Annotated in this window: 10 protein-coding genes; 3 read left to right on the top strand and 7 right to left on the bottom strand. The window is 46.3% G+C overall.

From position 1 onward, the window contains the following. Nucleotides 1–2: 2 nt before the first annotated feature. A complete protein-coding gene (locus M1L62_RS16370; RefSeq protein WP_254560682.1) occupies nt 3–3,158 on the bottom strand; it encodes an efflux RND transporter permease subunit in 3,156 nt (1,051 codons plus the stop codon). A 21-nt stretch (nt 3,159–3,179) separates the two neighbouring features. Beyond that, a complete protein-coding gene (locus tag M1L62_RS16365) occupies nt 3,180–4,289 on the bottom strand; it encodes an efflux RND transporter periplasmic adaptor subunit (RefSeq protein WP_254560681.1) in 1,110 nt (369 codons plus the stop codon). 749 nt (nt 4,290–5,038) lie between these two features. Here M1L62_RS16365 and M1L62_RS29810 point away from each other — a divergent pair. From M1L62_RS29810 to M1L62_RS16350, 3 genes are all read left to right on the top strand, one after another. Continuing rightward, a complete protein-coding gene (locus tag M1L62_RS29810) occupies nt 5,039–5,830 on the top strand; it encodes a hypothetical protein (protein WP_254560680.1) in 792 nt (263 codons plus the stop codon). Nucleotides 5,831–5,893: 63 nt separating this feature from the next. Next, complete coding sequence (locus tag M1L62_RS16355) at nt 5,894–7,213, top strand: T9SS type A sorting domain-containing protein (protein WP_254560679.1); 1,320 nt, start codon at nt 5,894–5,896, stop codon at nt 7,211–7,213. 43 nt (nt 7,214–7,256) lie between these two features. Continuing rightward, nucleotides 7,257–8,513 carry a tail fiber domain-containing protein gene (locus M1L62_RS16350; RefSeq protein WP_254560678.1) on the top strand — a complete coding sequence of 419 codons (1,257 nt, stop codon included), beginning with the start codon at nt 7,257–7,259 and terminating at the stop codon, nt 8,511–8,513. A 67-nt stretch (nt 8,514–8,580) separates the two neighbouring features. Here M1L62_RS16350 and M1L62_RS16345 read toward each other — a convergent pair whose 3' ends face one another. Genes M1L62_RS16345 through nuoJ form a run of 5 tightly spaced genes read right to left on the bottom strand, consistent with a single transcriptional unit; the run spans nt 8,581 to nt 14,309 of the window. Continuing rightward, nucleotides 8,581–10,011, bottom strand: a complete 1,431-nt coding sequence (locus M1L62_RS16345; RefSeq protein WP_254560677.1) for an NADH-quinone oxidoreductase subunit N — start codon at nt 10,009–10,011, stop codon at nt 8,581–8,583. Next, on the bottom strand, nt 9,998–11,563 hold the full coding sequence (gene nuoM, locus M1L62_RS16340) for an NADH-quinone oxidoreductase subunit M (RefSeq protein WP_254560676.1): 1,566 nt from the start codon (nt 11,561–11,563) through the stop codon (nt 9,998–10,000). The genes M1L62_RS16345 and nuoM overlap by 14 nt, the downstream gene beginning before the upstream one ends. Further along, a complete protein-coding gene (gene nuoL, locus M1L62_RS16335) occupies nt 11,560–13,449 on the bottom strand; it encodes an NADH-quinone oxidoreductase subunit L (RefSeq protein WP_254560675.1) in 1,890 nt (629 codons plus the stop codon). Before nuoL ends, nuoM begins: the two co-directional genes overlap by 4 nt. A gap of 21 nt (nt 13,450–13,470) precedes the next feature. Further along, nucleotides 13,471–13,782 (bottom strand): NADH-quinone oxidoreductase subunit NuoK, encoded by a 312-nt coding sequence (gene nuoK, locus M1L62_RS16330; protein WP_254560674.1) that lies wholly within the window; start codon nt 13,780–13,782, stop codon nt 13,471–13,473. Continuing rightward, nucleotides 13,779–14,309, bottom strand: coding sequence for an NADH-quinone oxidoreductase subunit J (nuoJ, locus tag M1L62_RS16325; RefSeq protein ID WP_254560673.1), 531 nt, complete (start codon nt 14,307–14,309; stop codon nt 13,779–13,781). The genes nuoK and nuoJ overlap by 4 nt, the downstream gene beginning before the upstream one ends. Between the last annotated feature and the right edge of the window lie 2 nt (nt 14,310–14,311).

Raw genomic sequence — 14,311 nt, 5'->3', positions numbered from 1 at the left:
AATCAATTTTGTGAAGAACCATCCTGAACCTCCGGGTATTTGACACCGCTCACTTTCTCCTGAAGTCTTTGAAAAACGACAAAGAGCACCGGGATGATCAACACACCAAGTAACACACCCGAAACCATCCCCCCGGCCGCGCTGGTGCTGATCGAACGGTTTCCGACTGCGGATGGACCGGTTGCAAACATTAAAGGCACCAGACCGGCTACAAAGGCAAGCGAGGTCATCAAAATCGGGCGAAGTCTTTGTCTGGCCCCTTCCAGTGATGCGGCAAGCAGCTCCATACCGGATTGCCGTGCTTTCAGAGCAAACTCCACGATCAGGATGGCATTTTTCGCGAGCAAGCCGACGAGCATAATTAGCCCGACCTGTACGTAAATATTATTGGTGATACCCACAAAGCCGATCGCCAGATACACACCTAAAATTCCGGTCGGTATCGAGAAAATAACCGCCAATGGCAGAATATAACTCTCGTATTGCGCGGCCAGAAGAAAATAGGTAAACAGGATGCAAAGTCCGAAAATAAACACCATCTGACTGCCTGATTTTTTTTCCTCACGGCTCAATCCACTCCACTCATATCCGTACCCCTCCGGCAATTTTTCGCTGATCAGTTTTTCAGCCGTTTCCATGGCCTGGCTGGTACTGAAACCGGCACCCGGCAAGATGTTGATGGTTATACTATTGAAAAGATTGTAGCGGTTTACAACCTCGGGACCATACACCTTGGTCAGTTTAACCAGTGTCCCGATCGGGATCATGGCGCCCGTACTACTTTTCACAAAAACCTGGCTAAGCGACTGTTCATCCATACGATACTGACCTTCGGCCTTGATGTTCACCCGATAAAACTTACCAAAACGGACAAAATCACTTGCCTGCGCACCGCCGTAAAACAGCTGAAGGGTGTTCATGATATCTTTGGGCGTCGTGCCGAGCTGGTAGGCTTTATCTTCGTCAACAACCACTTCAAATTGGGGGAAATCACTTCTGAACGTGGTAAACGCTGCCGAAACCGATGGCTGCTGATTAAGCTCCGCGATCAGCTGATTTGCTGTCTGACTGAACTTGTCGAGTTTTCCGCCGGCGCGGTCCTGCAACACGAGCTCTGCGCCGCTTACACTCCCGAAACCTTCCACGGGAGGCGAACGGAAAAGACTCAACTCTCCTTCTTTCACATCGGTCAGCCGCTCATTCATTGCCGCAATAACCTCGTCCATATCCTGAATTTCTCCACGTTCCTTTGTTGGTTTGAGACGAATAAACCCAAGTCCATATGACGGCCCCGCACTGTTGCTGAGCAAATTGTAACCTGAAATACTGGAAACCATTTCTACTTCGGGCATTTTACCCAACGCCTTATCAATTTTCGAAATAACGGCAGTCGTGAATTTCAGGTTGTTTCCGGCCGGCAGAGCCAGTGCATAAGTAATAAAACGGTCGTCTTCACTCGGCACAAATTCTTTCGGCGAACGCGCCATCAGCCAAAAGGCCAACGCGCTGACCAAAGCCAGACCACCCAGACTCATCCACCATTTTGATATCAGAAACCTAACGCTGCGCACATACTTATCCGTCAGATTGTCAAAGCCGATATTGAAGGCGTTAAAAAAGCGCTGTCCAAATCCCTGTTTTTCATGTGATTCACCGTGGTCTTCACTTTTCAGGAAAAGCGCGCACAAGGCCGGGCTTAAAGTCAGGGCGTTCAAAGCGGAAATCAGGATCGCGATGGCCAGCGTGAATGCAAATTGTTTGTAAAAAATACCTGCCGGTCCGTCCATAAAACCGATCGGCAGAAACACCGCCGACATAACCATGGTGATCGAAATAATGGCACCGGTAATTTCCTGCATCGCGGATACAGTCGCCTGTTTTGCACTCAGTTTGGTTCCTTTCATCTTGGCATGCACGGCCTCGACGACAACAATCGCGTCATCCACGACGATACCAATAGCCAGTACCAGAGCAAACAATGTGAGTACATTGATCGTAAAACCAATGAGCTGCAAAAAGAAAAATGTACCAATAATGGCAACTGGAACGGCAATGGCCGGAATCAATGTCGATCTAAAATCCTGCAAAAAGATAAACACAACGATAAAAACCAGGATAAAAGCCTCGATCAGCGTTTTTTTAACCTGATCAATCGACTGATCCAAACGCTCTTTCACACTCTGAATGATGTGATATTCAACACCTTTTGGAAAGGATTTACTTAGCTCCGCCAGGCTGCTGCGAACTTCCGTTTCAATCTGGTTTGCATTGGATCCGCTCGTTTGCTGAATCGCCAGCGTTACAGCCGGATAACCATCTTCTTTGTTGTCACTATCATAAAAAGCCGCACCGAATTCAATGCGGGAAACATCCCTGAGCCTCAACATGGATCCGTCACCATTCGCTTTGATCACAATCCGTTCAAATTCTCCGGGTTCGCTTAATTTCCCCTTGTACTTAACCACATACTGCATCGGCGCATCCGATTCTTCTCCAAGCTTACCGGGGGAAGCCTCCAGACTGCTGTTGTTAATGGCATCCTCAACATCTTTCGGCACCAGATCATTAACGGTAAGTTTTTGAGGATCCAACCAGATACGCATCGAATAATCCTTGCTTCCAAAAAGCTGTACATTACCAATACCAGGAATTCTTTTCAGCCCGGGCACCAGGTTGATCTTCGCATAATTTTGGAGAAAAATCTCGTTGTATTTAACAGAATCCCGGCTCATAATGTTAAAAAACATGATGTTACTGTTCTGCTGCTTGCTCGTCGTGATCCCCGCACGGATTACCTCCGCAGGGATTTGGCTGTTGACCTGTGCCACACGGTTTTGTACATTCACAGCCGCCTGGTCAGGATTTATCCCCTGGCGAAAAATAACCTGGATGGAAAACGAGCCATCGCTCCCTGCGGTAGAACTCATGTACTGCATGTTCTCGACACCATTAATCGCCTCTTCCAGCGGTGTAATAACCGATCTGGTCACACTCTCGCTATTACCTCCCGGATAGGATCCCGACACAAAAACAGTTGGCGGCGCGATATCCGGGAACTGGGTAACCGGCAGCCTGCTGATGCTCACGATACCCAGCAGCACGAGCACGATGGAGATAACCGTCGCCAGTACCGGCCGGTTAATTATATTTTTAAGCATGATAGTTAATTCTGAATGTCGTTATTTCTTAGGCTCAATTTGCTCACCCTCAGTAATCAGAGCAGCTTCTCTGGCAACCACCCGGTCACCGGCTTTCAGACCGCTCGTTACCAGATAATTGTCACCACTTCTGGCCGAGATAGTTATGGCAACACGCTCCGTATGATTGTCAGCGGTGAGACGATAAGCGAAAATTTTGTCCTGCATATCTACCGTTGCCTGCACCGGAATAAGCAGTGACTTATGCTGGGTTTCAGGAAGTGAAACACGGCCGGTATTACCCGAACGAAGCAAAAACCGGGGATTTTTGAACATTACCCTCACACTGATCGCACCGGTGCTGCTGTCAAATTGCCCGTCTACCATCTGAATTTTACCCTCGTGCTCATAACGATTCCCATCCGCCAGCTGTAAAGACACATTGGGCAGCATGGTGATGATTTGCGGAAGTGTCTTACCAGGATAATGCTGGTTAAAAGCCAAAAAATCTTTTTCCGTCATAGAAAAATAGGCATATACTTCGCTGATATCCGACAGGGTTGTCAGCGCCTGGGTATCCGTTTTTGACGCCAGATTTCCAATACGTTTTGGAATCCGACCTATAAAACCGGTCACCGGCGCCTTAATCAAAGTAAAATCAAGGTTGATCTTTGCAGCCTCAACTGCTGCCGATTGAAGCGCCACATTGGCCTCTGCCGACTCATACGCCGCTCTGGCCGTTTTCAGCTGAAAATCAGAAGTCACCTTGCTTTTGCTGAGCTCGGTGAATTTTTCAACTTCAAGGGATGCATTTTTCAAGGCAGCTTTTGAAGCTTCCAGATTTGCTTTCGCCGTGTTCAGTTGCTGGATATAAGGTGCCGCCACAATTTTAAACAAGGGCTGACCTGCTCTGACCAGTTCACCTTCTTCAACGAATATTTTTTCGATATACCCTTCCGCCTGCGAACGTATGTCTACATTCACCTTACCCTCTATACGCGCCGGATAATTCGAAGCCAATGTTACTGAACTCTCCTGAAGGGTAATTACAGGTAGTTTCTTCGCCTGTTTTTTTTGCTCGGTCGTCTCTCCTTTTGTTCCGCAGCTCCATTGAAGGGTCACAAGGACCACCACGAGGAGCGTATTTTTCATGATATGCATACTGATTTTTTTAGCAATACTTCTGCAAAAGTATCGCCAAAGAGATTTGTCAATTTAACTTTCTGACCGAAACGGATTTATTCACTTCCGAGCCGTCGCACTGAAATTCCCAAGCGTAGCGGCTATGTGTAAAAATTGGCAATACAGTAAATTATCGGTTACTAGTAAATAGTTTTAACCAGTCGTAGATATCAGCTGTATTTATTTATCAACCTCAGTTTCATCATTATAAAAATATTTTATAAAAACAGTAGTTTAAAAGGGCCCGTTACACATTTTCTTTTGAAATATTTAGTAGATATAATTCTACAAACCTCTGCTCCATTATCTACAATTGTCGATAATTTATTCGTATATATTTGAGCACATAAAACGACACAACTAATTCAATGTGAATTATCGCATACCGGATATTGCCCGTTTACAAACATTTTAACATTATTCAGGTTTTCATTTATACACTATAACAATGAACAAATTCTATAAAACGTATATACCTAACAGGCAACAGTAAGTAATTCCAAAAGGATATATTTCCTGATCAACAATTCATGCGTATTCTTCCGCTGGCAGAGGGTTAATCCGCAAGTCAAGAGACTTAAAAATTAAAGTTCAAAAGAACTTGACCGGGATAAGTACACCCCGACTTTATGAATATGATATCCTCTTAAACCATAGCAATGACCTGTAAAAGCAGAACCAGTTAATTAATTTTTTTATCAATTTAAATTACATTTCCAATGAAAAGAAAGCCTCTGACTTCAAAAATCCTGAGTACGGTACTTTTTTGTTCGGGCACGCTGTTTATCCAACCAGCGCTTTACGCACAAGTAAAAATCGGGGTGAATCCAACCACCATTGAGGCAAATTCCAGCCTGGAAGTAGAAGCAGCTACATCCAACCGCAAAATTAAGGTCGATAAAACGACCGGTCAAATGACAATTAAGGATGGCACGGAAGGAAATCTGAAAGTATTGACTTCTGATGCAAATGGCGGAGCCACCTGGCAGGCTCTAAGGACCACGGCAATTTCTTCGTTTTCACAAAGCTCACCCGGCGTTGTCATGACGATCGGAACGGGTGCTGGCGGAACATTCTGTCCGTTTCCGGCCATTGGTTCATCACCTGCTCCTGCCTGTGCAACGGACCTGAACCGTAACGCAAATTTCAGCACAGCGAATCCCTCAAATGACGTCGTAATTGACTTCACTGGGCTTTACTCCGTTGCAAGCAGCACGGCAAATGTCCAGTTCTTTTTGCTTTTGTACATCGACAAGACGACTCCGGGTGTTTATGAACTGGTTGATTCATATTTCATTTCCGAATCGGGAATCAATTGCAGCGGCGGTTACATGAACTACAAAACGACGTTGAAGAACCTACCGGCGCGTAGCTACAATGTAAAGGTATATCAGGAAAACTGGTATAACCCGGGGACTCCGGCGACAATTGGGATTGGTGCCCCAGCGCTTGGTTCTTGCGGACAACCTGATTTCGCCAATCAAAAACTGACTATTTCGGTAAGTCAATAGGATTTCTCCGGTGCAATAAAAGTAAAACACTAACAGGATTTGGCATAAATAAACAGATATGAAATGAAAAATACCTATATCAATCCGGTCCTGAAAAATGGATGGAATAAAGTAATGACTGGGGTCCTGTTTCTGGCGTCGGTTACCATTTCTCATGCACAACAGGGCAGTACCGGCAATACCTACATTTTTGGCGGAGCAGAAATGACATTTTTTGGTGCTCATGATTTTGCCAACGTCGGCAGCGGTGCCCTACCAGGCATTATAGGAACGGTCAGAGGACCTTCGATGGGAATTCTCAATTTTGCTGCGGGTTCCTCACACATTGGTGGCTCTGACGCCGCACACGTTGACGGATATGTGCGCAAATACGGGTCGACACCGTTTATTTTCCCTGTTGGCGATAACGGAAACTACGGACCTTTTGCAGCAGCTGCGGACGGAACAACAGGTGCATACTACTCCGGTGACGCAACCACAGCTGTTACGAGCAATCTGGGAGGCGGAAATTACAGCGTGTTGCCCACAGGCGGACCTTTCCCGGTAGCTACATTTGACCTGTTACTGAACGCGGTAAGCCCGGTTGAATACTGGGATATTGATGGCGCAAACGCCACACCGCTCACCTTAACCTGGGATGCGGCAAGCGCCATATCAACCTTAACCGGGGGCTCCCTTGCCAAACTTACCATCTCAGGATGGGATGGCGCAAAGTGGGTACCTCTATCATCAACTGTCGATCCGACATCAGTTTTGGGTGGCATCAGTGACCTTTCTGCGGGTTCAATCACAACCACATCGTCCATTGTACCAGACACTTACACAGCTTATACACTGGCAGCACGCGTATCGCCGCTACCTGTTACGCTGACGAGTTTCAATGTGTTCAAAGAAGGCAATGTGGCGCAGTTAACATGGTCTACAACAGCGGAAAGCAACAGCGACCGCTTTGATATTGAGCAAAGTGTAAACGGTAAAAACTGGAACAAGCTCGGGGCCGTAACATCGAACGTAGAAAGTTCGGTTTTGAAAAACTATCGCTTTACTGATCACGCACCTGCGACTGGCGAAAACTTATACCGTCTGAAAATGATCGACAAGGATGGAACATTTGCATTCAGCCGGATCAGAAGCATCAAATTTGAAACAAACGTTGAGCTGACAACCTACCCTAACCCTGTGGCCGATAAGTTGCTGGTCAAAAACTATGATCAGGTGAATGAGGTAGTTGTCGTAAATAACACAGGTAGGATAGTGGTAAAAGGAAAGCAGATCCCGGCCGAAGGCTTGGATGTCAGCAGTTTTCCCGCCGGTATTTACGTCGCCAAATTAACACTTAATGACGGCTCTGTCAGTACACACAAAATTGTGATTGCGCGATAAAAAATCAGCTTAACCATTGAAACCCAACTTAACAAAATGTTTTATGAGCACTAGAAAATTACTTATTAGAAGCCTGACACTTCCTGCAATCGCATTTGGAGTACTTTTGTCATCTCCCATAATGGCGCAGGTAAAAATAGGCAGTAACCCAACCGTTATCGGAGCTAACAACAACCTGGAAGCCGAGGCTACCGACGGTTCCAAAGTTGTGGTGACGAAAGACCGGGGGCTGGTTGGTATCGGAATTGATACACCAGGCCTGAGATTACACGTAATGGAAAATGCGGCACCAGTCTTCGGGTCCAGTATTGCTGCTTTCGGAAGACCTGGTAATAAGTTCCTTTTATTCGAAACCATGGCGACAAATGGCGGATACAACGGCCTGGTAAGACAAGGAGATTCACACATCATTTTTTCGCCCGATGGGGATGTAAATGTTGATGCAAATAACGGACTTGTGATTGCACCATGGAGCTTAAATCCAAATAGTCCGGGGCTGAAAATTATGGAAAATGGTAATGTTGGAATTGGCACAGCTTTACCTCCTGCTAAATTATCTGTTTTTGGTGGTCTTGCTTATTTCGGGATTGATCCTATTCCAAACATCGGCAACATGACACAAGGTACCAGCACGACAGACGGCATTATTTTCCAAAATCAAAACGGCGCGTTAAGTGACGGCGCCATCGTGGTACAACGCAGCGGTGCATCCAATTATAGTCCTATGTACATCACCCGGAACGGTGCACTCGGTTCTGCCGCAGGATTTTTAGCAACATTTTCGGTAAATGGCACATTGGTGGGCTCAATTTCTACAAATGCTGCAACAACTTTTTTCAATACAACTTCCGACGTCCGTTTAAAAGAAAACATCAAATCGACGCAGTATAGTTTGTCGGATCTGATGAAAATAAAGGTGTCGGATTATAATTACAAAAGTGACAAGGCAAAAAAACGTTCGACCGGATTTATCGCGCAGGATTTGTTCAAAATTTATCCTGAAGCAGTAACCGTAGGTGGCCAAAATGCAAGTACCGAACCTTGGACCGTTGATTATGGTAAGCTGACTCCACTTTTGGTAAAGGCAATACAGGAACAGCAGGCACAAATCGCTGCTTTGAAAGCAGAAAACGAACAGTTCAGAAAACAGTCCACAGAAGTGACAACGTTAAATGACAATTTGAAAAAGCAGGTTAGCACGATTGAAGCGCTGGCTGCAAAACTGGCTGATTTAGAGGCAAAATTACTGGTTTCCTCAGCTAATGCAGGTGGTTGTTCCGCAAATGTTAAAGGAAAATAATCAATACGTATTTAAACATAGTGAGAATAATCATATACCGTTCGGAGCTTTCCGGACGGTATTTTATTTAGAAAGCGATCAAACGAATAAAACTGATCACATCCTCGGGATAAATACCTAACCAAATGATCATGGCGGCGAGAACCGACAATGCCAGCATTCCGGCCCTGAAAAAAAATACATGTTTTTCCTTTACTTCCGGGACGCTATTGCTGTTCCCCGCAAACATCGCGGTGATAACACGAAGGTAATAGAACAAGCCAATGACGCTGCTCAATGCCAAAATAACAGCCAGCGGCCAATAACCGGATTGAACCGCCGTGGCGAGAATGTAAAATTTCCCGGTAAATCCGGCCGTAAGCGGAATACCCGCGAGCGAAAGCATAGCGAAACTGAGCATGCAGGCTTGTCCCGGATGTCGCCAGAAAAGTGCCCGGTATTCATCAATATCTTCAGCATCATCATTTTTCCCCGACATCAGAATGACCACCCCAAAAGCGGCAAGTGTGGTGGCGAAATAAGCAAACAAATAAAAACAAACGGCCTGGAGGCTCATTAAACTTCCCGGAACAAACGCCACCAGCAAATAACCCATATGCGCAACAGAGGAATAGGCAAGAATCCGTTTCAGATTGCGCTGGCGTAAGGCGAGTAAATTTCCAAAGATCATGGACGCTGCCGCGATACAGGCAAGTACGAACATCACCGATGAGAACTTAAATCCATCAATGGCAATAAAAAAGCGAAACAAAACCGCCAGCACACCACCCTTGGACGCCGTGGCAATAAACGCCGTTACAGGTGCCGGCGCCCCCTGATATACGTCGGCCGTCCACATGTGAAAGGGCACAACGGCCAGCTTAAAACCCACCCCCACCAGCATCATTCCCAGCCCGGCATAAAACAATGGCGAAAGAGACTTTGTCGATTCGGGGATCATCTGCAAAAACACCATGGTACCCGTTTCCAGATAAATCAGGGCCATACCAAAAAGGAGAAATGCAGAAGAAAAGGCCGCCAGAACCAGATATTTTATCCCCGCCTCGATGCTGTGATTTCTTCCTCTCAAATAGGCGATCAATGCATACAATCCCACGGTCAGAATTTCGAGCCCGAGAAACAAGGATACGAAATGTTGGCTCAGCGCAAGAACCGATGCACCCAGTGTACACAAAAACAACAACACATAATATTCCCTGGGGCCCTCCTCTTTTTCCTCAAAATAGATGTAAGAAAGTATGTTAACGACTAAGCCCGAAAAAATAACCAGCCCGACTATAAAAACGCCAAAACCATCAACTACCAGTAAAGTCCCAACGTTGTACGGAAGTATTTTTTGAATATAGAAAAGCGATAGAAATGATATAAAGAACAAAAAAAGACTGCTGATCTGGATGATACGATGGCTGAGTTTTGCCACAATCAGCAGCATAATCAGTACTGCGGATCCCGACAGCAGCAATAACGGCGCAAGTGCGAAAAAGTCATTTTCTGACATAAGACTCCTGATATTTTTTTACAAGATATTGCTGCGTATCCGGCTTCGTTACTTTCCCGACCTGGGTTTTGTCCGTTTCCAGCAGCAAAACCAGTTTGTTGATGGCTGGTGCTGCGGTATCGATTACCGGCTGTGGATATAATCCCAGCCCGATAATAGACAAAGTGAGCGTGGTCATAACCAATATTTCTCTCAGAGAAAAATCACGGATATGACCATATCCGTCCTGCGGACCCCAGAAAATCTTCTGGACAATACGCAGCGAATAGGCAGCCGAGAAAACCAGTCCGAGCGCTGCAACAGTGGTAATCCAGACACTGGCTTTAAAAGCACCAAGCAGGATCAGAAACTCCGCAATAAAATTGCCCAGCCCCGGCAATCCCAGCGAAGCCATCGCGAATAAAAGTCCGACGGCTCCCATTTTCGGCATCCGTGACCAAAGTCCGCCCATCTGGTTCATATCGCGTGTATGCAGCCGCTCCTTGATCATCCCTGCCATGATAAACAAAGCGCCCGTGCTGATGGCATGAGTAACAAGCTGCATAACGACACCCTGAAAAGCCAGTTCATTGAAGGAGAAAATCCCCATCAGCACGAAACCCATGTGGCTTACGCTGGTAAATGCAACCAGCCGTTTCAGATCGGTTTGTGAATAGGCCAGTACCGCTCCGTAAACAATTCCGGCAACGCCCAGGATCATGGCGGGCAACGCCATTTGTTCCGCAGCGGCCGGGAACAAAGGAATAACAAACCGTAACATGCCATAAGCGCCGGTTTTCAAAAGCAATCCGGCCAATATCAGGCTTCCGGCAGTAGGCGCCTCGCTATGTGCATCGGGCAGCCAGGTATGAAAGGGAAATACCGGAAGTTTTACTGCAAAAGCAACCATGAAACCCAGCATCAGCCAAAGCCCCGTTTCAGAAGGAATAACGGTCTCCATCAGTTCGAAATAATTGAAGGTATACATCCCGGTATTCTGCCCGTGAATAAAATACAATCCGAGAATCGCCAGGAACATCAACAGACCGCTTGCCTGCGTAAAAATGAAAAACTTGTAAGCCGCATAAACCCTATTTTCACTCCCCCATATCCCGATCAGAAAATACATCGGGATCAGCATTACTTCCCAGAAGAAATAAAAGAGAAACAGGTCCATTGCCATGAAAACGCCCGACACGCCGGCCAGTATCCAAAGCAAGTTGAAATAGTAAAAGCCCGTACGTTCGGTGATTTCTTTCCAGGAACAAAGCACTGCCAAAATCCCCAAAAAACAGGTTAATACCAACAACAGAAGACTTAGTCCGTCTATTGACAAATGAAAACTTATCCCGAACGACGAGATCCAGTCCCGTTTAAAATCCACAAGCCAGACGCTGGACGGATGCGTATTGATCATCTGATACTGATTCGTCCAGAAAATCGCGACAAGTAAAAAACCGGCCAGTGCCGTCGCCAGTGCTACCCATCGTGGAATTGATTTATTCCATTGCCCCAGGATTAGCGCGGCGGTACCTCCTCCCATGAATATGCCGATGAGCCAGACGAGTATCATAACATGATCTGTAAGCCTAAAATGATTATTGCACCGATGACCATACCCATAATATACCATCGCAGCGATCCAGTTTGGGTAGCGGACAGTAGTCGATAAAGATGTTCTGTGACGGAAGTTATACCATCATAAAATCTATCCACAATGTCACGTTTATTGATTTGCGCTATGAAAACGAACGGATTTACAAATACCAGATCAAATAACCTGTCGAATCCCCAGCCGTTATGCCAAAACCGGTAAAGCGATTGGAACGAAGAATTTTCCCGTAATCTTTCTATTTTATATGGCTCCCGGTAATAGTAAATGAATACCAGATAAATACCACCAAAAGTTGCCAAAAATGCCAGCAACTGAAATTTCCATTCCGAGCTTTCATCAGCCTGTAAAACGGTGGACGGAAGTACCCGGTGGAGCAAATCTGAGAAAAGTGTAAAATGCCCGAAGTTGTGAGGCAGTTCGATAAACCCGGCGACAACTGAGAAAAAGGCAAGAATAATTAACGGTATTGTCATCAGTTTGCCGGGATGATGCCCGATTTCCGTCCTGGTGACACCCCAGAAAGTCAGGATCATCATCCGGGTTGTATAAGCAGCCGTGATGAATGCGCCAAAAATTGCAATGAACCATAAGATCGGGCTTCCTTTTTCCGATGCCCACGCATACCAGAGAATCTGATCTTTGCTATAAAAACCGGCGCTGATCAAAGGCAAAGCTGATAACGACGCTGCCCCGATCAGAAAAGTCCAGAATACCAGAGGCATTTTGTCTTTAAGACCACCCATTTTAAACATGTTATGCTCATGCCCCAGCGCTTCAATGATCGCACCGGCGGCCAGAAACAGAAGTGCTTTGAAAAATGCGTGGATCATAAAATGGAAAATTGCGGCTGTCCATGCTCCCACACCCAGGGCAAGAAACATATAACCGATCTGACTGATGGTAGAATAAGCGAGCACTCTTTTGATATCATATTGTGTAAGTGCACTGAAACCTGCCACAAGCAAAGTAACCGCCCCGACTCCCGCGACGATCATTTGCGCGAGGGCCGACAATTCAAAAAGGACATGCATCCTGGCGATCAGGTAAACGCCGGCTGTCACCATGGTTGCTGCATGAATAAGAGCACTTACGGGTGAGGGTCCCGCCATTGCATCCGGAAGCCAGGTTTGTAACGGTAACTGCGCCGATTTTCCCATACCTCCGGCCAAAAGCAAAAGCGCCGTGACGGTTGCGATGGGGGTATTGGGCTGCCAGACGGACGCCGCATTGGCCGAGATCTCGGACATAACCAAAGTACCGAACTGGTAATAAATAGTAAAAAGTCCGAGTGCCATGGCCGTGTCGCCTATTCGGGTGATGACAAAGGCTTTTCGGGCCGCATATCCGTTTGCAGGATTTTCATACCAGAACCCGATCAACAGATAACTGCATAAACCAACTCCCTCCCAGCCCAGATACATTAACAAAAGGTTATCAGCCAAAACGAGTATCAGCATCGAAAACACAAACAAATTCATACAGGCGAAAAACCGTGAATAGTCTTTATCGGCAGCCATAAATCCGGCAGAATACACGTGGATCAGACTTCCTATGAAGGTGATCACAAAAACAAAAACCAGTGAAAGGGCATCGAGCGAAAGCGCTATTTCCGGTCTAAATCCGCCTACATCCATCCACGTCCACAATGTCTGGTGATAAGTCTCTTTGTCCGTTGCCGATGACAAAAAGTTGAGGCCGATCATGATCGTCACCAAAGCGGATAGCGATATACTTCCTACACCCGTCAATGCGACAAGTTTACTAGACAAATGTTTTCCGGCGGCCACCAATAGGAGAAAGCCGGCGAGAGGTAAAGCGGGTATGAGCCATAAGAGGTTATTCATAGCCTTTCAATTAAAAGTGCGCTATCCGTTCATTTCCCTTAGTTTGTCAATATCCAGGGATTTATGCTGGTGATAGATTTGCAGGATCAATGCCAATCCGATAGAAACTTCTGCTGCCGCCATGGCCAGAATAAAAATAAACATGACCTGTCCGTCGGGTTGCCCCCAGCGCGAACCGGCCGCTACAAATGCCAGCCCCGAAGCGTTCAGCATAATCTCGACTGATAACAGCATGAATATGATATTCTTGCGGATGATCACGCCGGTAATGCCCAGCACGAAAAGCAGCGCGGCCAGCAACATGACGATTTCTGTGGATACGGATGAGCTCATGACATTTCCTTCTCTTTTAAAAACCGGTGCAACACCACTTTTTTATGCCGACCTATGTGTGCAGCGCCGACCACAGCCGCCATTAACAGCATCGCAGCGAGCTCCACACCAATAAGATATTCCCGAAACAACGACAAAGCAACCGGCCGGGGACCAATGTTAGGCTCATTGTACAACACAGCATCCGAAGAGGATATCAGATAATAAAACTCGAACAGCAAAATTCCCGCCATGATCGCCGGTCCGGTCCAGACACTGGCTTTCAGCCATTTTTTCTCCTGAGCCGCCGTTTCTTCTCCCAGATTCAGGAGCATGATCACAAAAATAAATAACACCATGATCGCGCCTGCATAAATGATAATTTCGAGCAGTGCCGCAAAAGCAGCACCCAGTAAGAAAAAAATCATGGCCAGCGACAGGAGTGAAATGACCAGATACAACAGCGCATGCACCGGATTATGCCGGGTAATGACCATGACCGTCGAAATCAAAGTGACGGCTGCTGTGATGTAAAAGGCTATGTCCATTT

It is taken from the genome of Dyadobacter diqingensis, assembly GCF_024220585.1.
In the GTDB taxonomy this organism is placed as follows: Bacteria; Bacteroidota; Bacteroidia; order Cytophagales; family Spirosomataceae; genus Dyadobacter; species Dyadobacter diqingensis.
The sequence above is the reverse complement of the archived record's forward strand: the minus strand, read 5'-3'. Positions and strand labels throughout refer to the sequence as shown.

Coding starts and splice junctions, on each gene's coding strand:
- M1L62_RS16370 (WP_254560682.1), bottom strand. CDS start 3,158: ATGCTTAAAAATATAATTAACCGGCCGGTACTGGCGACGGTTATCTCC.
- M1L62_RS16365 (WP_254560681.1), bottom strand. CDS start 4,289: ATGAAAAATACGCTCCTCGTGGTGGTCCTTGTGACCCTTCAATGGAGC.
- M1L62_RS29810 (WP_254560680.1), top strand. CDS start 5,039: ATGAAAAGAAAGCCTCTGACTTCAAAAATCCTGAGTACGGTACTTTTT.
- M1L62_RS16355 (WP_254560679.1), top strand. CDS start 5,894: ATGAAAAATACCTATATCAATCCGGTCCTGAAAAATGGATGGAATAAA.
- M1L62_RS16350 (WP_254560678.1), top strand. CDS start 7,257: ATGAGCACTAGAAAATTACTTATTAGAAGCCTGACACTTCCTGCAATC.
- M1L62_RS16345 (WP_254560677.1), bottom strand. CDS start 10,011: ATGTCAGAAAATGACTTTTTCGCACTTGCGCCGTTATTGCTGCTGTCG.
- nuoM (WP_254560676.1), bottom strand. CDS start 11,563: ATGATACTCGTCTGGCTCATCGGCATATTCATGGGAGGAGGTACCGCC.
- nuoL (WP_254560675.1), bottom strand. CDS start 13,449: ATGAATAACCTCTTATGGCTCATACCCGCTTTACCTCTCGCCGGCTTT.
- nuoK (WP_254560674.1), bottom strand. CDS start 13,782: ATGAGCTCATCCGTATCCACAGAAATCGTCATGTTGCTGGCCGCGCTG.
- nuoJ (WP_254560673.1), bottom strand. CDS start 14,309: ATGGACATAGCCTTTTACATCACAGCAGCCGTCACTTTGATTTCGACG.